16 protein-coding genes, 1 tRNA gene and 1 other RNA gene are annotated in these 21,016 nt (G+C 53.6%); 7 read left to right on the plus strand and 11 right to left on the minus strand.

What is annotated here, in order from left to right; translation table 11 throughout:
- Positions 1 to 51: 51 nt before the first annotated feature.
- Positions 52 to 1,245: a bifunctional glutamate N-acetyltransferase/amino-acid acetyltransferase ArgJ gene (gene argJ, locus AC6T8Q_RS10775; RefSeq protein WP_496919142.1), complete on the minus strand. Its 1,194-nt coding sequence runs from the start codon at positions 1,243 to 1,245 to the stop codon at positions 52 to 54.
- A 99-nt stretch (positions 1,246 to 1,344) separates the two neighbouring features.
- A complete protein-coding gene (argC, locus tag AC6T8Q_RS10780) occupies positions 1,345 to 2,355 on the minus strand; it encodes an N-acetyl-gamma-glutamyl-phosphate reductase (RefSeq protein ID WP_500679089.1) in 1,011 nt (336 codons plus the stop codon).
- A 492-nt stretch (positions 2,356 to 2,847) separates the two neighbouring features.
- Between argC and AC6T8Q_RS10785 the strand changes: the two genes are divergently transcribed.
- A complete protein-coding gene (locus AC6T8Q_RS10785; RefSeq protein ID WP_500679090.1) occupies positions 2,848 to 3,861 on the plus strand; it encodes a choice-of-anchor A family protein in 1,014 nt (337 codons plus the stop codon).
- 80 nt (positions 3,862 to 3,941) lie between these two features.
- Here the strand turns inward: AC6T8Q_RS10785 and AC6T8Q_RS10790 are convergent, their stop codons facing one another.
- From AC6T8Q_RS10790 to AC6T8Q_RS10805, 4 genes are all read right to left on the minus strand, one after another.
- Entirely contained in the window at positions 3,942 to 5,651 is a 1,710-nt protein-coding gene (locus AC6T8Q_RS10790; protein ID WP_500679091.1) for a TolC family protein, read from the minus strand.
- Entirely contained in the window at positions 5,648 to 6,979 is a 1,332-nt protein-coding gene (locus AC6T8Q_RS10795) for an HlyD family secretion protein (protein ID WP_500679092.1), read from the minus strand. Before AC6T8Q_RS10795 ends, AC6T8Q_RS10790 begins: the two co-directional genes overlap by 4 nt.
- A gap of 29 nt (positions 6,980 to 7,008) precedes the next feature.
- A complete protein-coding gene (locus AC6T8Q_RS10800; RefSeq protein WP_500679093.1) occupies positions 7,009 to 9,207 on the minus strand; it encodes a peptidase domain-containing ABC transporter in 2,199 nt (732 codons plus the stop codon).
- Positions 9,208 to 9,751: 544 nt separating this feature from the next.
- A tRNA-Val gene (locus AC6T8Q_RS10805) sits at positions 9,752 to 9,825 on the minus strand.
- Positions 9,826 to 9,921: 96 nt separating this feature from the next.
- On the opposite strand from AC6T8Q_RS10805, the gene AC6T8Q_RS10810 reads away from it, so the two are divergent.
- On the plus strand, positions 9,922 to 10,869 hold the full coding sequence (locus tag AC6T8Q_RS10810; protein WP_500679094.1) for a hypothetical protein: 948 nt from the start codon (positions 9,922 to 9,924) through the stop codon (positions 10,867 to 10,869).
- Between the two features lie 29 nt (positions 10,870 to 10,898).
- Here AC6T8Q_RS10810 and AC6T8Q_RS10815 read toward each other — a convergent pair whose 3' ends face one another.
- Both AC6T8Q_RS10815 and icd read right to left on the minus strand, forming a co-directional pair.
- A complete protein-coding gene (locus AC6T8Q_RS10815) occupies positions 10,899 to 11,300 on the minus strand; it encodes a hypothetical protein (protein WP_500679095.1) in 402 nt (133 codons plus the stop codon).
- Between the two features lie 109 nt (positions 11,301 to 11,409).
- Positions 11,410 to 12,657: an NADP-dependent isocitrate dehydrogenase gene (gene icd, locus AC6T8Q_RS10820; RefSeq protein WP_500679096.1), complete on the minus strand. Its 1,248-nt coding sequence runs from the start codon at positions 12,655 to 12,657 to the stop codon at positions 11,410 to 11,412.
- A 234-nt stretch (positions 12,658 to 12,891) separates the two neighbouring features.
- Between icd and AC6T8Q_RS10825 the strand changes: the two genes are divergently transcribed.
- Together AC6T8Q_RS10825 and AC6T8Q_RS10830 are read left to right on the plus strand one after the other, a co-directional pair.
- Entirely contained in the window at positions 12,892 to 13,836 is a 945-nt protein-coding gene (locus tag AC6T8Q_RS10825) for a TIM barrel protein (RefSeq protein WP_500679097.1), read from the plus strand.
- A 351-nt stretch (positions 13,837 to 14,187) separates the two neighbouring features.
- The gene (locus AC6T8Q_RS10830; RefSeq protein WP_500679098.1) at positions 14,188 to 14,772 is read left to right on the plus strand and encodes a hypothetical protein; all 585 of its coding nucleotides are present in this window, start codon (positions 14,188 to 14,190) and stop codon (positions 14,770 to 14,772) included.
- 371 nt (positions 14,773 to 15,143) lie between these two features.
- Here AC6T8Q_RS10830 and rnpB read toward each other — a convergent pair.
- Positions 15,144 to 15,503, minus strand: an RNA gene (gene rnpB / locus AC6T8Q_RS10835) — RNase P RNA component class A.
- Between the two features lie 83 nt (positions 15,504 to 15,586).
- Here rnpB and AC6T8Q_RS10840 point away from each other — a divergent pair.
- The 3 genes from AC6T8Q_RS10840 (at position 15,587) to AC6T8Q_RS10850 (ending at position 18,490) form a co-directional block, all read left to right on the plus strand.
- Positions 15,587 to 16,198 (plus strand): hypothetical protein, encoded by a 612-nt coding sequence (locus AC6T8Q_RS10840; RefSeq protein WP_500679099.1) that lies wholly within the window; start codon positions 15,587 to 15,589, stop codon positions 16,196 to 16,198.
- 218 nt (positions 16,199 to 16,416) lie between these two features.
- The gene (locus AC6T8Q_RS10845; protein WP_500679100.1) at positions 16,417 to 17,502 is read left to right on the plus strand and encodes a hypothetical protein; all 1,086 of its coding nucleotides are present in this window, start codon (positions 16,417 to 16,419) and stop codon (positions 17,500 to 17,502) included.
- 715 nt (positions 17,503 to 18,217) lie between these two features.
- On the plus strand, positions 18,218 to 18,490 hold the full coding sequence (locus AC6T8Q_RS10850) for a response regulator transcription factor (RefSeq protein ID WP_496919154.1): 273 nt from the start codon (positions 18,218 to 18,220) through the stop codon (positions 18,488 to 18,490).
- A 539-nt stretch (positions 18,491 to 19,029) separates the two neighbouring features.
- On the opposite strand, the gene AC6T8Q_RS10855 is transcribed toward AC6T8Q_RS10850, so the two are convergent.
- The gene (locus tag AC6T8Q_RS10855; RefSeq protein WP_500679101.1) at positions 19,030 to 19,947 is read right to left on the minus strand and encodes a transglutaminase family protein; all 918 of its coding nucleotides are present in this window, start codon (positions 19,945 to 19,947) and stop codon (positions 19,030 to 19,032) included.
- Between the two features lie 48 nt (positions 19,948 to 19,995).
- Entirely contained in the window at positions 19,996 to 21,015 is a 1,020-nt protein-coding gene (locus AC6T8Q_RS10860) for an alpha-E domain-containing protein (protein WP_496919156.1), read from the minus strand.
- Position 21,016: the final 1 nt, after the last annotated feature.

Here is a 21,016-nt window from a genome sequence, read left to right on the forward strand (position 1 = left end):
AAGCCCACAGGTCAATTGTACTCCACGGGCTGCCAACGGCCAAAACACGGCTCAAGTATGATAATCGGCGTTCAGTCGCACGTATTCGGCGGTGAGGTCGGTTGTCCAGAAGCGGGCTGATTGATCGCCTTCTTCCAAGAGCAAGAGCACCGCTGTATTGCGGTCGTCTTTCATCGATTGTGAGACGACTTCGGGATCGAACTTCACCGGGGCCCCATGCTCGTAGAGCAAAATCCCGTTGACCAACAGGCTCACCTTCGTGGGATCGAATGGCACGCCGGAATAGCCGGCTGCTGACACAATACGCCCCCAATTGGGGTCGCAACCTGCGATGGCGGTCTTCACGAGCGGGCTATCAGCAATGGTTTTGGCCACTTGCACGGCCTCTTTGCGGGTGCGGCTGCCGTGAACTTCCACGGTAATGAGATGCGTGGCCCCTTCGCCGTCGGCGGGGATCGATTGGGCTAGGTCTTCGCAGACTTCGACAAGCGTGGCTTGGAATTTGGTGAGCGAACTTCCTGACAGTTCAGGGCCACCCGCGGCACCATTAGCTAGAAACAGCACCGTGTCGTTCGTGCTCGTGTGGCCATCGACACTGATGCAATTGAATGACTCATCCGCCGCATCTTTGAGCCCTTCTTCCACCGCAGTTTGGCTGAGCTTGGCATCGGTCAATACAACTGCCAACATCGTCGCCAAGTTCGGGCCGATCATCGCTGCACCCTTGGCGATGCCGGTCACGCAAATGGGAACGCCGTCGAGTTCAATCTCGCGAGTTTTTACTTTGTGAACTGTATCGGTTGTGAGAATCCCTTGGGCCGCGTTCATCAGGGCGTCACTGTCGGCGGCAAGCTTCTGCGCGGCATCGACAATTCCCGCCGAAATCTTTTCGAGTGGCAACATCTCTCCGATAACACCGGTCGACATCACCAACACGTCCTTCTCGTCGAGATCGCAAACTTGCGCCGTCTTGGCGGCCATCGTGGCAGCGTCTTTATCGCCTTGAGTACCCGTACAAGCGTTCGCACAACCCGAGTTGGCCACGACCGCGCGAATCGTCTTGGAAGGGGTTCGCGACTGGCACAATCTCACCGGCGCGGCAACGACCAGATTCTGCGTGAAGACCCCCGCTGCCACGGCCGGGGTTTCAGAAACGATCAGCGTGAGGTCTTTTTTGTTGGGGTTTCGCTTGACGCCGGTGTATACGCCCGCCGCCTTGTAACCCTTGGGTAGCCTGTCCGTCATGTCGCGCCTCTCGCCCAGATAGGATTGCCAGTCGACGCCGGGGCTGCCCAGTCGACGCCATCCACAATCTAACCAAATCCGCCCATAAAAGTAATGCCGCTAGAGTAACGCTGTGGTCTCGGGAAAGCCATAGACGACGTTAAAATTCTGCACCGCGGCCCCCGACGCCCCCTTGATCAAGTTGTCGATCACGCTCACGATCACCGCCTTGCCGCTAACCACACGGGCCGTGACGTCGCAGAAATTCGTGTGGCTGACATCCTTTGTCCCCGGCAAGGACTCGACAACCCGGACGAACGGTTCGTTCTTGTAAAATTCCCGCAAGGTCGCGAGCAAACTTTCGCCCGTCGTCCCCACAGGAACGTCGGCATAGGCCGTCACTAACTCTCCGCGATCCATCGGGATCAAATGCGGCGTAAAAATGACATTCGTCTCGACATTAGCCCACGTGCTCAGGATCTGATCGATCTCGGGCGTATGCCGATGCTTGCCGATGTTGTAGGGCGTGAGATTCTCGTTCGCTTCGGGGAAGTGCAGATTCGCCTTGGGGGATCGCCCTGCCCCACTGATGCCGCTCTTGGCGTCGATAATGATGCCGGAAGGCGAGATCGCTTTCGCTTTCAATAACGGCGCTAGCGCAAGAATCGCTGCGGTTGGGTAACAGCCAGGATTCGCCACCAATTGGGAACCACGAATCTGTTCACGGAACAGCTCAGGCAAGCCGTAAGCAATTTTGCCCAAGCGTGCTGGGTCAGGATGCACAACCTGATACCACTTTTCGTAAACCTGCGGATCGTTCAAGCGATAGTCGGCGCTAAAGTCGATAACGCGGCAATCCGCGGCGAGCAGTTCGCTAATCACCGCTGCGCTCGCCCCATGGGGCAAACAGCCGAACACACAATCAGCCCGCTTGGCGACTTCCGCAGGTGAAAGATTCTCCAGCCGCAAATCCAGCCGGCTCCGCAGCGACGGATGCACGTCGGCCACGTGCAAGTTATCTTCCGAGCGCGTGGCGAGCGCGGTCACCTCCACCTCGGGGTGACGCAGCAAAAGTTCCAACAACTCGCGAGCCGTGTAACCGGTCGCGCCAAGTATCGCCACGCGAATCATACAAATTCCTGTGTTATTATCGGCGCGGACATCGCCGCTAAAGCCCCGCAATTATAACCGGCAAATAGGCTTATCGCTACGTTTGGCACGATAAGATGCTCAGGGAAGACACGGCTGAAAATTGCTGGTTCGCAGGCAGAAATCCAACAACCAAAAGCAGTTACGGTACTTAGTCTGGCACTCAATCCGCTCACCCGCGTAACCGGAACATACTATCCGCACGGCCTTTCAAAACTCACTTTTTGCGGCAGCCCCTAGGCTGGGGTTCAAACTCCGCCCAGCCGGGCTGCGTATCAGATCGAAACCACCCGCCGGGACGAGCTCGTTCTACTCTTTTCGTGGCAGGTATTTCCCGCCAACTTGTTGATATTTCCCCGCATTTCATTGTATTATGAAGATCTGCAACTTTGATCGTGAGGCCGATCATTCTCTCCCTTTGTCGCAGAGAATCTCGGAACCATCGGCCCCACACCGCACCTCTGGAGGCCGCTAATGAATCTTTTGAAATCCTGCGCACTCTCTCTAGCCACGCTTGGCTCGTTTTGCGCTGTCGCCCTTATTCCCACCTTGGCCTCGGCGAGTTTCGTCAATCTAGGCCCAGCTGGCGACTTTAATGTTTACGTCATCAATGACAACACCCAATCCGGCAGCGATGCCGAAGGCCGCGTGGCCGTGGGTCGCGATGCTCTGTTTGGAGCATTCTCGGTGGCCAGCAACTTGGGTTCGTCAACCGACAACCTGATCGTTGGCCGCAATCTCACAAACAGCAACAACACACTCAAAGGTGGCTTGCTGGTGAACGGCAACGTCACTTGGACCAATCCAACCATTACCGGACGCGTTTCGGTCAATGGCAATGCTAACTTCAATGGCGGTGGCGGTCAGATTGGCACACCGGTCACGGTCGGCGGGACTTACTCAGCACCGAATTACTATCCGGCTGCCACGGTGGGAACAACTCCCCAGCCCTTCAGTTTCGACGACGTCTCCAGTTATCTCACCGACCTGTCCGACTTCCTCGCCGCCCAACCGATCAACGGTTCGACGAACATCAGTTTCAACAACATCGTAATGACCGGCAGCGACTCTTCGTTCAATAATTTTTACATCACGGCCGGTCAACTTGCCGCCGGTACTGGTCTGACGATCAACGCCCCCGCGGGATCGACCGTCGTAGTGAATGTTGATGGCTCGGCCGCCGATTTCGACAATCAAGGTATTTTTCTGAATGGCGTCGACAAGCAGCATGTGCTTTACAATTTCAGCAACGCCAGCACGCTCGGCATCTCGGGTATCGGTGTGTTAGGTTCGCTCTTGGCTCCACGGGCCGATGTGAATTTCGGCTACGGCAATATTGACGGCACTTTGATGGCCTACAATCTTACGGGCCCTGGCGAATCGCATCACTTTCCATTCCTGGGTGAGCTGCCGCCGATTGTGCCCGAGCCATCGAGTCTAGTACTCTTGTGCTTGGGAACTTTGGGATTGCTGCGACGGACTCGCTAGTTTTTTAACAGCTAGACCTGCAATGCCTCGAATTCTTGCGAGCTTTAACTCGCCAAGGATTCGAGGCCTTTTTAATACAATCAATCAGGAATTCCAAGCATGATGGCCCGGTAGGTCAATTCATTGCCCATAGCAGCATTGAGTAACGCTATTGCCATGAAATATTCCGCGGCGGCATCGATGGCCAGCAATTCAGCATCGAAGGCAGCGATTTCACGTAAGTTGACGGTCAAGATATCGGAATCGCCGCGAGCTAAACGCTTTCTTTCCGCATCGGCCATTTCATCTGCGAGCTGAGCACCTCGCTTTGCCTGTTTCAGGGCTGCTAAATTCGCATCCAGTGCCGTGCGGTAGTTTTGCACCTGAGCAACGATGGTTTGCTCTAAAAGTTGCCGCTTTGCTGCTAGCTGGGCCAGTTTACCCCGAGCTGTTTGGAGTTTTCCCAATGCCTCACTGCGCTGAAGAGGTACGTCAAGCAAGACGCCTGCTTCCAACTCGGCAGGCGATTTATCTCGCTTGAAGCTCGTCGGTGCTCCAACGTCCTGTGACGCCGTGAAGAGCCCAGTCATCGAGGGAAGTGTCAGATTGGAAGCTTGCTCGACTTCGACTCGTTGCTTTTCTTGTTCTAAACCGATGAGAATTAGTTCCGGCCGCGAACTCAACGCTATCGCAATCTGTTCTTCCTCGATGTCTTGTGCAAGCTCTTCCTCAACGGGAAAACCCGACGGCATTTGTTCTTGGGAAGCCAGCAGCGGGATTCCACGAGGATCGCGCAAGTACAAAGAGAGTTTGATGACCGCTTGTTGAAGTTTTCTCTCTGACTCGATGAGCTTGGCTTGTCGAGAAACGATCAATCGCTCGTTATCAACGATATCAATGGCCGCGATTTCGCCTTTCGCAACGCGTTGTTCGATGCCTGCTTGCCGTTCGACGGCGAGGTCGAGGTTCTGCTTGGAAATTTTGACACGCTGTCCGGCGGCGACCCATTCCCAATAGGCGATCGATGCGGCGCGAACTGAATCGATGACTTCCAGCTGAAAAATAGGTTCCGCCGACGCATTATCCAATTGCGCCAACAGGACTGCGGCGCGGCGTTTATCAATATCTCGGTCTCTCACAAACGGGACCGCGACCCCCACCTTAAATTCGCCCCCTGCGTTGGTCTGTCGTTCCAAATACCAAGGTTCAAACGACCCACGCCCTAATCGGTACTCCGCAAAAGTTTGCGTACCGTTCCATTGATACTGTTTGACGCCGAGTCGATAACGATAGTTCTCATAATATCCCAGCGGCTCGGTCATGATGTCGCCAAAGAGCATCTGGTCAAACTCGCCCGATGCGCTCAATTGCTTTCCAGCCGTAATCTGCTGTTCTCGGGCTGCGGCATCCAGCGACGGATAGCTAGCAAACACGGCCGTAATCACGTCATCGAGGGAAATAGGCGCATCCGGGGGCGGCAGTACTTCTGGAATAGCAGCGGGATCAATTTCGACCTCGGCTGGATTCAGTAGCAACTCCGAGGGCGCGGGCAGTTCCGTCGTTTGGCTCGCTTGAACGACAGGCGACTGAACTGTCGCATTCAAATCCTCTAAGAAAGTTGCCTGCAAATCGAGCGCAGTCGGCTCTGCCTGAGTTTTGGCATCTGACGTGAGGGAATCTATTGCTAGCGGTTCCGTTTTCGCGATGGTTGTTTTCGCGATGGTTTGTTGCGCGCGGACATCATCACGGGCAGAGCGACAGCCTATCGCTGCCGCCGAAATTGCTAGCAGGATCCAGAGAAGAGTCTTCAAAACTTGACCTTGGGAACTTTACTTTTTGAATCGTCGTCTTTTGGTTCCGAAGATGACACAACCGGAGGAAATCCGTTCAATTGACGCCAGAATTCGTAGCCCAAGGTTACCTGGTTTAGCAAAACCCACCCGTTTGCCCGGACACCTTGGCGGAGATAGTTGTCAGATGGCCATTCCGAGGCGTCATCGGGCAATGCCAGCACACGAAACTGACCTTTGCCATTGTCCGTTGCATCGACGTTGACAATGGTTCCGCCGAAGGTACCCACGGCAACGGAAGGCCAGCCAGCAAATTGCACGGCAGGCCAACCCTCAAACTGCAAGCGCACATGCTTGCCCGGTGTGACCAAAGGGGCGTCGTTTCCAGAGAGCCAAATTTCAACGGCCCGATCCGCGGTTTCTGGTACGAGGACAAATAGCGGATCTCCCTGCTTAACAAGTTCCCCTCCCTCGTTGGCCAGAAGTCGCACAAGCGTGCCATCACGAGGAGCAGTAATGACCTGGTTACGCTGCTTGGCCAATTTCCCTTCGATCTCGCTGAGTTCTTTTTCGGCGATCGCGACGTCGCCCAGGGCTTTTTGACGTTCGGCTTGAGTGGTAGCGATATAACCCGTTGCCTCGCGCTCTTTTTGGCTGAGCATGGACTTTTTGGCTTCAAGCGCGCTTTCCGCCGAAGCAAGATAAGCGCTCGCTTGCTTGAGCTTGGCATCGGCTTCGTTAAGCTTTCGCTGCGCGATTTCCACATCCTGGGGTGAGGCCAGGCGATCTGCCAACAAGCTATTTTTTCTCTCAAAATAGGCCAGAGATTGTGTGTAAGCCGCTTCCGCGGCAATGATCCCCTGATTTTCGGCAATCACTTTTTGCTCGGCCATCTCGACTTCTTGGCGAGCGCCTGCGATTGCCATTTTTTGGGCATCCGTAATTGCTTGCAATTTTTCGGCATAAGCCGAGGCAACAACCTTTGCCGCATCGAGCTTTTGTTTGACAGCATCACGCTGCAGTTCGTACCGCTGCAGAGCTTGGGGATCGACGTCGCGTATCTCGACGATTTTTTGGCCCTTTTTTACCTTCGCACCTTCACGGATTCCTTCACCCCATTGATAGACGACGCCTGAAATATTGGCCTGAACCGTTTGTTGGCGTTCCAAAGGTGCATAAGCAACCACTTTACCGGTTCCTTTTACCGATTGTTGCCAGGGGGCAAACAACAGCGCAAACATGGTCATCACCATCAGTAGCATCAGCGCCTTGGCGATTCTTCGGGGGGTTCGTGGTGATGTGACCAATCGCAGTGCCGGGATGGCCCGCTCTTGATAGTGAGCATGCATGCGCAAAGCCCTTCTATATATGATGAAGCTTATAATTCCTGAGCCGTGGGAGAGCCTAAGGGTGAGATCGTCAACGTGCCGTCCAGGGAAAGTTTCAGTTGCCGTTCAAAGTAAGCGAGGACGTCCTGCCGGCCCGTTCCAATAATGACAGTCACGTCATACCCTGGCTCAAGCAATCCTGGCATAACTTTTCTCAGCGCATGGTCAGTCAATTTATCGAGCAGGCCATCGACAATCAACAAGCGAGGATGACCAGCCAAACCGCGAGCGATCATCAATTGCACGACCTGATCCGAGCAAAAAGGAGCGCCGTTTGTCTGGACCGTCGAAGCCAAACCGTCAGGCAAATTGAGCATGTCATCAAGCAAACTGATCGATTGGAGCGAATTGCGCATGTCCGACTCGCTCACTTCGCTGCGCCCGATATGCAAGTTTTCAGCAATGGTTCCAGCGAAGACTTCGATATCGCGTAGCAGCACGACTTGAGCACGTAAACTATCAAGCCGCAGGCGGCGAATATCGTGGCCATCCACTTCAACTTGCCCATAGATGGAAGTCTGATAGCCAGCCAATCCTTCCAGGAGTTCTGCTCGTCCTGCTAAAGACTCGGCAACGATTGCCCACTTTTGCCCGGGCTTAATTGTGATCGCTGTGGATTCCGCGGAATGATTCGTCGCGTCTGAAGCATGAGGCCCGTTGTGAATGCGCACCAAAATTCCAGACTCCGTTCTTGGCAGTTCAATGCCGTCGATACGCTCCAGGGGCATGTCTAGCAAATGACCCAATTTGTCCATCGATGCCATGACGTCATAAAATCCTTCAAGATGCTTGCCTATTTTTGCAAATGAACCAACGATCAGGGTCACAATCAATTCGGCGGCCACAAGTTGTCCCAGGGTCAGTTGTCCATTAATGACCAGCCAACCTCCTAGGCCCAATAGCACGGTGCTTGCGAGCGCCTGCACGAACAATGCGCATACGATTTGACGGATGAGAATTCGGAAATGGCTGGCCCGAGCAATCAAGTATTCGGTGACAAATCGATCAGCTCTGTCGAGTGCGAAAGCTAGCCCGCCTCGAGAGCGAAAGAGCGTTGGATGTCTTGCTAATTCCTCGAGCCAACTTGCTGTCTTGTACTTCTGCCGCGATTCATCGATGCTAGTCGCAACGGCATTACGGCCCAAGAAAAAAACGATGACCGCCATCAACAGGATTAAGAAGGCGTCGAAACCCAAAAATACCGGGTGGTAGAAGGCAATGACGATCATTCCCACTATCGTCTGAAGGACCAGTGATGTCCCGTCGAGCAGGAGTTGTGTTGTCACCTTTTGAACCGTAACCATTTCAAAGTAACGATTCACAAGTTCGGGACCATAATGCGTTTTCCAAAAATCGGCCTGCACGCGGGGGATCCTGTACGCCAGATCAGCCGTGACGCGAACAAACAGCCGTCTTTGAATAATTTCGGCAACATAAGTTTGCACCGCACGTAGGCAGGCTGAAAATGCCATAAAAACAAACAGTATCGCTGCTAGAACAATCACCGGCTGCACGAATTGACCGAACGCAACTGTATTGACCAAGGCTTCGATCGCAATCGGTGTGGAAAGCGCGAGAACACCGACAAACAAGGCAAAGACAAGAATGACTGCGATATCGCTTTTTTCGGGCGCGAGCAAAGTCATGTATCGCGCGAGCGGTTTCCGTTCGTGGTGGTCCTCCGAGGCAAGGGCACTGCACGGATAGCAAGACTGTAGCGACAACCATTGGACTGTCCCTGTCGCGCTTTCAAGTAAGGATCGCATGGCTTTTACACTTGATCGACGAAAATCACCGTTGGCGTTCGAATCCACAAGTTGTATGCGGCCATCGCCATGATCGACGAGCAACAGCCAGCTGAGTTCCCCACCGGCGTTACACCAGACGGCTCCTACAGGCGCCCCGTAGCGAACGAGGTGACCTGCCTCCTCCGGAGATATTTTTAAATGGTCGATGCGGATTTTTAGAGACGGGCCTGTAGCGATTAACTTGGCTGTATAATCTTCCAGATCAAAAGATTCCCCGTGTTGATCAGAGTTCAGACCACCGATCACTCGTCTGAGTTCAGCGCGATCAATTTGAAGATCCATTTCGATCGAAGCAAGAGTCAGAAACTCTAATACTGCCTCGGTCGACTGCGACTGCTGACCTAGAAAATCGCCAGGACGTTCCATAGCACCTGAATTCATGAGTGTCTCTCAGCTGGATTGCTCCACCAATGACATGCTGCCATCAGTAATCAGTTAGTTAAGCTGCTCGGCAACGCTCTCACGATTCATAAGTCTTCAGAAGGACCCCGCATTCATTGGACTTGATAAACCTGGAAGCTTTGCAAAATTAAGGACCCAGTTTACAAGTAATTCCAAAATGTTGCGTCCCCACTGATAAGAGGACAAATCCAGTCCTAAGTCGAGAGCAATTCGGGATGAGCTTCCCCAGATTATCGCTGCATTGAGAGGCTTTCCGAATGCCCCTAAAGATAAAACGGCGTGCGCCGAATTAAATTCTAATTCCTTGCCTCACTGCCTCATGCAGCTAAAAAAATAGTTGCTGCCGAAGCTGAAACTTGAGCGTGCGATGAGGGGCTCGAGCTTGTATAGATTTTCTCGATGGAAACGATAGTTTTTAGTTAGTGCGCAGTAGGACACGGACGCGTTGAGCGGAAGGGGCCGGAGGCCCAATAGTCTAAAGCCTAGTTTTTCCGCCTCATCCATCATGGTGCGTAAAACCTAGTGGGCGATGAGGGACTCGAACCCCCGACATCCACGTTGTAAGCGTGGCGCTCTAACCAACTGAGCTAATCGCCCGATCTTGTTTGCCAAGCTTGGTTTCCCAAGAATAGGACAGTATCTTGTGCCAGAAGGTGACTGTCAATCCAACGGATTTTCGAGGAGTGGTCCACGGTGCTGGAATTGCTAACCTGTTTGCTACTGGCCGTGCATTTGCTGGCCATGAACCTCGCGAGCGCGGGCCCGCTGGTGTGTGTCTGGCTGGGCTGGCGTGATGACGGAGCAATCGTTTCTCTCGGGCGACGGTTGGCGTGGTGGTCGGTGGGTGCATTCGTGATCGGAATGCTCACCGGCGGCGGCATGCTACTCTCTGCCAACAGCACGGGTTTGTCAGCGGCGCTGGCTCGCTTTCCCGCCAGGGCGTATTGGTTTGCCGGTGCGGAGTTGCTGTTCTCGCTCGTGGTGATGCTGTTGATAGCCGGAGCCTGGAGAAAATTGAATCGCTGGGGCCTAGCTGTTCTCGCATTCATCACAGCGACCAATTTGCTTTATCACTTTCCGCCGATGATGACCGTCATTGGCCAACTCGCGTCCAATTCGCGCTGGGCGAGCGAGGGCGTCATCGATCGCCCTACCCTTCTGTCGCTCATGGGACGGCACGAGGTGCTGGCCCTCTCTTTTCACTTTGGAATGTCGTCTTTTGCAGTCGCGGGAATCGCCGTCTTGCAGTTGATCTCGCAACAGGCTAAAGAACCAGCAGGCATCACAAAATCGCGTGCTCGCGGAGCCGCGATCCTTGCCCTGACAGCAACGCTGGCCCAAATCCCGATTGGCCTTTGGCTGCTAATGAGTTTGCCAACTCCCGCGCAAACTTCGCTGATGGGCGCAAGCCTGTGGGCATCACTCACTTTCATGGCCGCACTGATTACGTCGCTGGGCTTACTGCAAAGATTAGTGATGGTTGCGATTGGCGAAACAGATCGGCAAAACCTGAAAAGAGTCGTTTCGCTCTTATGCGGTGTCGTGCTGTTGATGACGCTCTCGCTGCGTAGCTCGCGGCCCACCCCTCGGATGGATGCAGAAACAAAAACAGCCTCGACCCAAGCGGCCGAGGCTGAATAGTTTTTTTGGAAATTACGCTAAGTTAAAAATTACTTGGCGGGTTCTTTCTTGGCGTCTTCCAGCGGACCGCCGGGGAGCTTTCCTTCGCTGATCAATTCGCCAAAAGTGGGGCTTTTGTCGTCTCCCGCCACGCTGTGCATGTCGGCAACCTTCTTCAGCGATTCCACGATTTTCTCGGGATTCTTCATGTCAGCCTTTTTATCGAGCAGCTTCGCGAGCTCTTGGCCGTAGGCGTTTTGATTCTTGCGAAGTTTGCCCTGATGACAAGTAAAGCAACCTGCCTTCTTCACTTCCTTACCAAAGTCAGATTCTTTGTCGGAAGCGTAAAGTGTAATGAATTCTTTTTGAAATTGCGGAATGGCCTGCGCGGGCTTAGTTAATGTCACCAAAGCCAAAACCGCAAGACAGAGAACGAAAGCAATCTGGCGCATAAAGAAAAACCTCTTCGAATTAAGGGTTCGTGAAACAACCAGTAGAATCGCGTCGGAAAGTGATGTCAAGTTAACCGATTTTTATTCAGTGCCGCGACTCGTCGCAGCTTTATCCCATGTGCTTAACGATCGCGTCGCCGAATTCGCTGCACTTCACCAACTTCGCACCGTCCATCAAACGTTCAAAGTCATAAGTGACCGTCTTCGCGCTGATCGCTCCGTTGAGTCCCTTAACAATCAGGTCGGCCACTTCAGTCCAACCCAGGTAACGGAACATCATCTCGCCCGAAAGAATGACCGAACCGGGGTTCACTTTGTCCTGATCCGCATACTTGGGAGCCGTGCCGTGGGTTGCTTCAAAGATCGCATGGCCGGTGTCGTAGTTAATGTTCCCACCAGGGGCGATGCCGATGCCGCCCACACAGGCCGCCAGGGCGTCGCTGATGTAGTCGCCGTTGAGATTCAACGTGGCGATGACGTCGTAATCTTCGGGCCGGGTCAAAATCTGTTGCAGCATCGCGTCGGCAATGACGTCTTTAATGACGATCTTCTTGCCCGTTTTGGGTGATGTGAGCTCACACCAGGGACCGCCGTCGAGTTCCGTCGCGCCGAATTGTTCCTTAGCGCACTGATAGCCCCAATCACGGAAGCCACCTTCGGTGAACTTCATGATGTTGCCTTTATGAACCAGCGTCACCGAGCGGCGATCGTTATCAATCGCATATTGAATCGCTGCCTTGACGAGCCGCATGGTCCCTTCCTGGCTGACGGGCTTGATGCCGATGCCCACCGTGTTGGGGAAACGAACTTTCTTCCAACGATCGGGAAACGCTTCGGAAAAGAGCTTGCTGAACTTCTGGCAATCTTCGCTGCCAGCTTGGAACTCGATGCCCGCGTAGATGTCTTCGGTGTTCTCGCGGAAGATCACCATGTCGGTCTTTTCGGGTTCACGAACCGGCGTGGGGACACCCGTGAAATACTGAACCGGTCGCAAACAGACATATAAATCGAGAATCTGTCGCAGCGCGACATTCAGCGAACGAATCCCGCCGCCAACCGGCGTGGTGAGCGGCCCCTTGATACCGACCAGCAACGTGCGAAAAGCATCAAGCGTTTCGTCGGGCAGCCAGTTCCCCACGGCATTGAAAGACTTTTCGCCGGCGAGGACTTCCTTCCAGACGATTTTCCGCTTGCCGCCGTAAGCCTTTTCGACCGCGGCATCGAACACACGTTGGCTGGCCCGCCAAATATCGGGCCCCGTGCCGTCTCCTTCGATGAAAGGAATGATCGGGTGATCGGGCACCAGCAGGCGGTCCCCTTGCTTGGTGATTGGCTGGCCTGCGGCAACGTCAGTCATCGTCGTGTGCTCCAAATCTCAGAAATCATTTCCAGAAAAACTACCGACCAATGATCGGCGTGGGACAAGCAGCCGATTTTCGGTTGACTCCCGCAAGTGAGTCAATGGGCTCAGCCCCAGACATGACGACGTTTTCCCGGAGTTGTCCTGTCAGAATCCCACTCCTATACTCGGCCAAGAGGATCTCGCTCGCATCATTCTCATCCATTTGGCTTATCACAAAGGGAATCTGTCATGTCGTTTTCGTCCAATCGCCGAGATTTCTTGGCAACCATGGCCGCCACAGGAGCCGGCCTTTCGCTAGGGAGTTCGCCGATGACGCGTTTATTTGCCGAAGAGTCCACGAGCGAGCCGTTCAAAATTTCGGTGGCTGAGTATTCGCTCCACAAAATGATCGCCAAGGGGGAACTCGATCCCCGCGATTACGGCCCATTTTGCAAGGAGAAATTCGACGTCGATGGCATCGAATACTGGATGGGACCCTACGCCGATAAGGCCAAAGATCTCGCCTATATGGATGAAATGAAGAAAAAATCCGAGGATGCCGGGGTCAAGCAGCTGCTAATCATGGTCGACATCCCCGATGGGAAAGGAGATCTCGGAAATCCCGACGAAAAACTGCGGCAAGTTGCCGTTGAAGAGCACTATCAGTGGGTCGAGGCCGCCAAACGCATGGGCTGCCACTCGATCCGCGTGAACGCCCGCTCGGCCGGCTCCAAGGAAGAGCAGGCTAAGCTAGCAGCCGACGGCCTGCGCAAGCTCAGCGAATTCGCCGCTCCTTATGGCATTAACGTCATCGTCGAAAACCACGGCGGCTATTCCTCGGACGGGGCCTGGTTGGTGGGGGTCATGAAGGAAGTGAATCTTCCCAATTGCGGGACTTTGCCCGATTTCGGCAATTTTTTCGTCGATCGCGAAAAAGGCGTCGAATACGACAAGTACAAGGGTGTTGAAGAGCTGATGCCCTACGCCAAGGCCGTGAGCGCCAAGAGCCACGTCTTCGACGCCGAAGGGAACGAATCGGAAATCGACTATTACCGGATGGTCAAAATCGTTCTCGATGCGGGCTACCACGGCTACCTGGGCATCGAATGGGAAGGCCAGACGCCCGAATCCGAGGTCGAAGGGGTTCTGTTGACCAAGGCTTTGCTTGAGCGGATCAGAAGTGAAATGGCTTGAGCCAAACTTAAAGAAATCAGCACTTCGAAAAAAGGCGTCCCTTGGGACGCCTTTTTTCTTGGAATCACCGAGGATTGCAGCTTCGATGACGCGTCTCTCGGACGGGACACCAGACTGGACACCCGAGAATTCGGGAGAGACTGCTGTGCACAAAAACTAGGCACGAGTCGCAGCGCATGACCTAAGCAGGTGCTGCCCAAAAATAGGCACGCATAGGCCATCGACGTAAGTGCAAGCACTGCAAGGGCCTACGTGATGCATTTGCCCGATAGCAAATAGTGGAAGCAAACACGGAGGCCGCAGCGGCCCTTCGGCCACAAATCCTGCTGAATGCGTAAGGAGACCATTAACATGCTAGCCCAATCTCAGGAAACCTATCGGGAAGTCCTACAAGTCGCCGACAACCTTTATCGCCAAGACCCCGACTGGGTCACCTTCTTTCGGGAAGTTGTTGGCATCGACGGCATCATCCGCAAGAAATTCCCCTCTTTTGAAGAACTGACCAAGTTCGAGCAAACCGACGAATTCGACCGGATTCAGAAGATGCTGGTAAAACTCCGCGAAAAGCGAAATGCTTCGGATCCCGAAACCGAGCCCACTCGCGTGATTACGGTTCGCCTACCCAAGAGCATGCACGAATATCTGCGAACCGAGGCTCACGATCTGCGGACCAGCATGAATAAGCTCTGTATTTCCAAGCTGCTCCAGGTGATCGGCGAGGAAATGATCCCCAACGAGCGTTCGGCCACGCCTGAATCGGCCCCGGCTCCTGCCCCGCGGCCAGTTACCAACCACAACCACCTGGGCGGCCCGGCCACGACGTCGTTCACACAGTCGACACCCTCGGCTCAGGGCGGTTACCAACCCAATTTGCAGAACACGCCGCAGCCCCAAACCGCGACGATGCCGTTCAAGCCGTCCCAGCCACGCTTTTAATTAAGCGTTGCAATGAAATTTCGTAGATAGCAGCAGGATAGCCTCGGCCGAACTTATCGGCCGGGGCTTTTTCGCGCGCTCAATTGGATTTTCCACAGGAGGGAGCAGAGTAAGCGGAGACAGAATTCCGGGCAGCGGAAGCAAGATGTTGCTATTGTAAATGCAATCGGATTGCATTTACAATAATGCTAGCTATTTCCTAAGGTCATTCTGAGAGGAGTTCTGCGACTCGAAGAATCTGGCTTCAATCATTTCACGTTTTCTATACGTGGAAGTGCTGCAGACTAGATCCTTCGGTCGGCAAGCCTCTCTCAGGATGACCCATGGGCAATTTTTTCTCTGCTTCCTCTGCTCACTCCTGTAAAAGAAAAATCCGGAGAGGACCATAAGCCGGGTTCTGTCTCGCCGAAGCGAGTGGCGACCATTCCTCTACGACCACGGTTGCCCGTGGCCTCTAGCAACCTACCCGAGAGTCATGGCGAGTCGGACCGACTCTGCTCTCTGCTTGGTCTTGCACCGGGTGGGGTTTACCGAGCCAAGCGAGTCACCTCGCCTGCTGGTGCGCTCTTACCGCACCTTTTCACCCTTACCGCGCGAACGCGGCGGTTTATTTTCTGTGGCACTTTCCCTAACCTCGCGGCCGGTGGGCGTTACCCACCACCCTGTCCTATGGTGCCCGGACTTTCCTCCCGCCCGCGCAAGCGCGAACCGGCGATCGCCCAGTCCTCTCCGGAAGTAATATGATAACCGAAAACAGGGCGAGGCGTAGCTCGTCGGCTACCGTACAATAACTAAAAAGTTCTAAACTTGCTACATGAACGCAGAATCCTTACTTCATCGCATCGCCAAAGTCCTAGCCGAATATCGTCTGGAAGCAGTGATGATTGGCAATTCCGCTGCGGCCTTGCATGGAGCGCCGGTGACCACGCTCGACATCGACTTCATGTTCCGCAAAACACCCGCCAATTTGACCAAACTCAAAAAAGTGGCGCGAAGTTTGGATGCGAGTATTCTAAAGCCCTATTATCCTGTCTCTGATTTCTATCGAGTTGTGAACGACGACAACAGCATGCAACTCGACTTTTTGGTGAAGCTACATGGCATTCGCTCGTTTGAGGGTCTCAGAACCCGGGCGACTCGCGTCGACTTTGGCGATAACTCGCTACTGATTGCCAGCTTAGCGGATATAATCAAAAGCAAGCGAGGCGGGGACGTAACAAAGACCTCGCCGTGCTCGATATCTTGGAGCAAACTCAGCGTGAACAAGAAAACAACAACGAAAAGTAATTCGCGCAAGCCCGACGCGCTTCGTCGAGAAAGCGACCGTGCGCTCGTGGAACAAATTCGCCGGCTCTTGGCGCTCCCCATGAACAAGCGGACTCACTTCCTGCGCGTGCGGCATCCGTCGGGAGGTTCGCACCTTTAGAATTCGCAACGACTCATCGAATACTTCTTTTCTTGGTTACTATCATGAGTGACGTACCCACCACTCCGGTTGCAGCACCTTCATGGCGATTTAGCATCCGCTCGTTGCTGATAATTACGGCCGTGGTATCCGTCCTTCTTGCACCGTTTCATTGGTTGGGAGTGGGTTACTTATTCAACATCATTTTTTCTTCAATCTTAATTGGCACAAGCGTTTCTGTGCGACACACTTCTGGCCTGAGCACAGCGGCCATCATTAGCGCCGTCGGAATCTTGGTTTCGTTTCCGGCCATGTTCTTGGAATTGATGATCGTGCAAGGGCTTTCCGGAACGCCATTCTTAGCCGGCGTGGCTAATTTTGCGGCCTGTCTTATCTGTATTCCGTTTAAACCAAAAACGCTCATCTACACATCCGTATTGTGCATCGCAGGACTCGTCCCATATGCGATCGTGATTCCCGACCGCTACGTGAGATATCGCGAGCTTGTTGACCTGGCCAAGACATATCCCTTGGAATCGTTAGAAACTCGACTCGCGTTTGATCAAGAGATTCCCTTAGCGAGGTCTTCGCAAAAACCACAGTTGAGTTCTGCGGTCGACGCATCGCTCGTCGACTTTGAGCAGCGCTCGAACCATCATTATTACCGTCGTGCCTGGGCACTTGAGCGACTCCACGACGAGACTTATCAGCGATTCACAATTGCAGAGAATTTTGGCGCACTCCGCATGGGATATCTATCGAAACGAGACATTCAGCCACCTCGCCGTGAACAAATCAAGTTGCCTATCCAATTCGGAAGGCCAAAAACTCCGACACCTCTGATCTACGAAGAAGTTCATGCGGTTTCGATAACGAACAGCTTTAATCCCGACATGCTGGGCTTTTCCCCGAGTCGCCGAACAACCGCTGGGTTTGAACCTCACGGCCCTGTCGATTTGGAAGAACGCCTCAACGGAATTCGACCCTATGCGGATCATCACCTACAACTTGTCCGTCTCGAACTCGTCGGCTTGCTGAAACACGATAAGCCCCGTGTCTATATCGCAGAAACAATTCCGTTGATGAACGAGCTAGAGACACTTCCCCACCGTTCGCTCAACGCCTTTGAAGCTCAATCGCTACCGCAATTGGCAACCGAACGCGACACGGTAATTAAAGAAACATCCGAAGGTGCCGTAATGCTCGGTGCGGTGCGTGCGGGTAATGATTGCCTGCAATGCCACAATGGCCCACGTGGCAGACTCTTGGGAGCGTTTTCTTATGAATTTCGCGGTATTGCTGAATCGGCGAACGTCGCGGAGTGACGACTGGGCTGGTAAGTTCGCCGGCTTCTTCAATATTCAAGTGTGGCATTTCATGGAACTTCAATGGAATGGTGGCCGTAGGCTCAAGCAACAAACCTTGCTTGGTAACACCTGCACTTAGCCCGTCGTTAGCAGTTTGAACAATGTTGATCACTTTCGAATCAGCCCTTCGATTTGCCAGATAATTTACCAGACCGCGCGAATGATTCTGGCGCGAACTGTTTCGCGACTAACAAGAATCCCCCTCTCTAGAACTGACAGGTACGTTCAAACACTACAATAGAATAAAAACTTAGTAATTGTGGGCAACTATTTTCGATCTAACATATAACCATTAGCGTATTAATGTCTGATCGATCCCTACCATGAGTGCGATTAGGGAGTATGAATTTCCCGCACTTTCTATGTGTCTTGCCGAGCTAGGCCAGGCAGTTCATAATTCGTCGCATACGGATAACCGAATCAGTTTTTAATTGCGGCGAACACCCATGGCGAAATAGGGTATATTAAGAATACTGATTCATCTAGGGTACTTTCGTTAATTGATTTTCCGTTAATGGGAAATCGAGAATGCGGTTAGCAGTGTGTACATGAACGATACAGGCTGACCACAATGTGTCGTGGTCAGGTACCCACCTGTCAGGCAGCCAGGGATGCTTTCGTTCACAAGTCAGTTATTAGTTGAGTTACCAAACAAGAGATTATGTCAAGCAACATGAAACACAGAATTGCGGCACTGACCCCCCGTCAGCTCGAAGTCGTGCGGTTGGTCAGTCTGGGATGCATCGTCGAGGAGATCGCGAACATTCTCGATCTAGCCGTGAGCACGGTCGACAATCACAAGGCCGCGGCGATGAAGACCCTTGGAACCGACAAGGCGACTTTGTTGACCCGTTTGGCGATCAAGTACAAGATCAGCCCGATGGACGACAAGTTGACGGCTGCTGAAAAACGGAAAAGCGGCCGCAAAAACGACGGCTGGAACTAAGTTTCCTGGCCGATCTTCAGCAGTTTCTGATGCAATTTATGCATTCCCGTCCGTTGCTGCGCTACGATTTGAGACGGTGCGGTCGAGTCGGATCGTTAAAAAATCACGTCGGGGGGATGTCGTAAAATCTTCATCCCCCTGTAAGTGTTGCAATTGGCACATGGTCTCCGAGCGACCGCTAGCTGCACTTGAGGTGGCGATTGGCAGTAAGACGTAGGGACTGGGAAATTTCTGCGTAGCGGATAAAGAATTTGCGTCAGGGACTTCCGCTAGCAAACCCCCGGCATTAGATTCGCGTAGAGACAAACTATCGGAACGGAGCGAACGTGCCTGTCGCGGGGCGGGACGGTCGCTGACCAAGGGAGTTTGAACTGGAGGCCTCTCATGCTCAGTCCAGCATTGTTGATCGCTTGTGTCGGTTTTGTCGTCTATTGCACTCTTGATATCGTGCGCTCACTGCCCGGCAGTAGCGAAAGTTAAAGCCCGGTAGAAGTGAGAGCTAAGCGTCTGCTGATTGAGCGTCGCTTTTCACATCATTTTTATCCGGCCAGCACGATCTGCGCTTCTTTTTTCACGCCTACTATGGCAGGCGCGGGAGCTCCCCCTATGGTGGGGTCGTCGAGGCGTTCGATCATGACCTGGGTTTCCAGCGTTGAAGTCACGCCATTGCCACGATATGTCCCACTCGTGGGAGCCGCATCAGCGGGGTCACGCGCTGCAGCCACCGCTACGTGGCGGTCGGAAACGGCCAACCCAATCGTGGGATCAAATCCGCGCCAACCGGCACCGGGTAGATAAACCTCGGACCAGGCATGAAGATGCCGCTCGTCGCGAAAATCGCTATAGCCGTACCCGCTAACAAACCTCGCGGGTAATCCGACCAAACGGCAAATCTCGTTGAACAGGATCGCTTGATCTCGGCAGGCACCGCTGCGCTGCTGCCAGGTGGTCTCCGGATCATAGGCGGCACCTTCCTGCCGGACAACGGTTTCGCAGTCGCGATAGATTCGCCCTGTGAGTTGTGTGAGAAACGCCAGCGTGTCTCCACCCGATTCCTGCAACACTTCCGAAGCCAAGCGGCGCAATACGTCCGAGTCGGTCATGGGGGCGGCAAAGTAATTCCACAACGGATTGGACTGGTCGCAATGCCGTAGTGGCAAAGTCACCGCCTCGGGAGCCATCAAGAAATTGAACGGATTATTGAGCAGCGTTTCGACCACGCATTCAGTGGTGACGATCAGATTGGCCGTAAAACCTTTAAACCAGCAACGGGTGACGTCGTTGCCATGCAAATCTTGAAAGTGAGTGATGCCCGTCGGCTCGGGCTGAATTCGTAAGCGAAACCGCTCAAGTCGCTGGAAACTATCGTTGCGGGGCCGCAGGCGGATGGTCAGAGGTTCACAGTAAACAGCTTTGTCATAGCGATACGTCGTAATGTGCCGAATTTGAAGTAACACGCTGGGTTCCTTGACTGGGTCATTGGACAAAGGAATGGAAGGCGGAAACTAACTCTGCGACTGCAATTGCTTGTTGTGGTTGAGAGATTGAAACTGCTTCATGCTGTTGCTGTACGATTCAATGGGCCGCATGGCAAAAAAGGTTTCGTAGATCGCGTCGCTCAAATCATTGAGCCGCGTTTGCAAATCGTCGACGAACTCGTGCAAACCACGGGAAATGATTTCCGGAGCTCGGGCATAGGCTAGGCTCGCGTGGAGGTGGCCCAACTGCTGCTCGGCGGGATTGCTAAAGCCCCCTAAAGCGGCCCCCGAAATCGCGTGGAGCGATTCATTCGCTTTCGTCAGGCAATACAGCACCGCCCGGGGAAATTCCCGGTCTAAAATCAGAAAATCAACCACGCGGTCGGGCTTAATCTGCCCGTGACGTTGGCGATACATCTCAAACGCGCTGGCCGATCGCAGGAGCGCCGTCCAGTGCAAATCGTCATAGGCCGTGCCGACGTCCTCGGGGCTGGGCAAGAGCATCAGGTATTTCACGTCCAGAATTCGCGAAGTCTTATCGGCCCGCTCGATCAGGTGAGCCATCCGGCATAAGTGCCAACCTTCGCCGTGCGTCATCGTGGCGTCGGTCACGCCGACAAAATGCTGTCCGGTGTAGCGGATCTGCTCGTAGAAATCGACCAAATGCTCCAGGCTTTGGCTTTTGCCGTGCGTTTCTTGCACCATCAAGTAGAAGCGATTGATGTGCTCCCACATTTCCGACGAAATGATCTCGCGGATGCTACGGGCATTCTCGCGAGCCGCGTACAAGCATGAGATGATCGAATTGTGATTTTCGTGATCGCCGGTCAAAAAATGGAGCACATTCTGCCGGGTCGCATCGGTGTACCGTTCTTGAAACTTGTCGTAATCGCCGGTCGTCAGCACCAATGGCAACCATTGCTCACGCGCATTGCCGGGCAAGTCGAGAATCAAATTCAGATTCACCGAAATGAAACGGGCGACGTTTTCCGCCCGCTCGACATAGCGGCTCATCCAGTACAAAGATTCAGCTACACGACTGAGCATC

The sequence above is a fragment of the Bythopirellula sp. genome (genome assembly GCF_041737835.1).
Taxonomy (GTDB): Bacteria; Planctomycetota; Planctomycetia; order Pirellulales; family Lacipirellulaceae; genus Bythopirellula.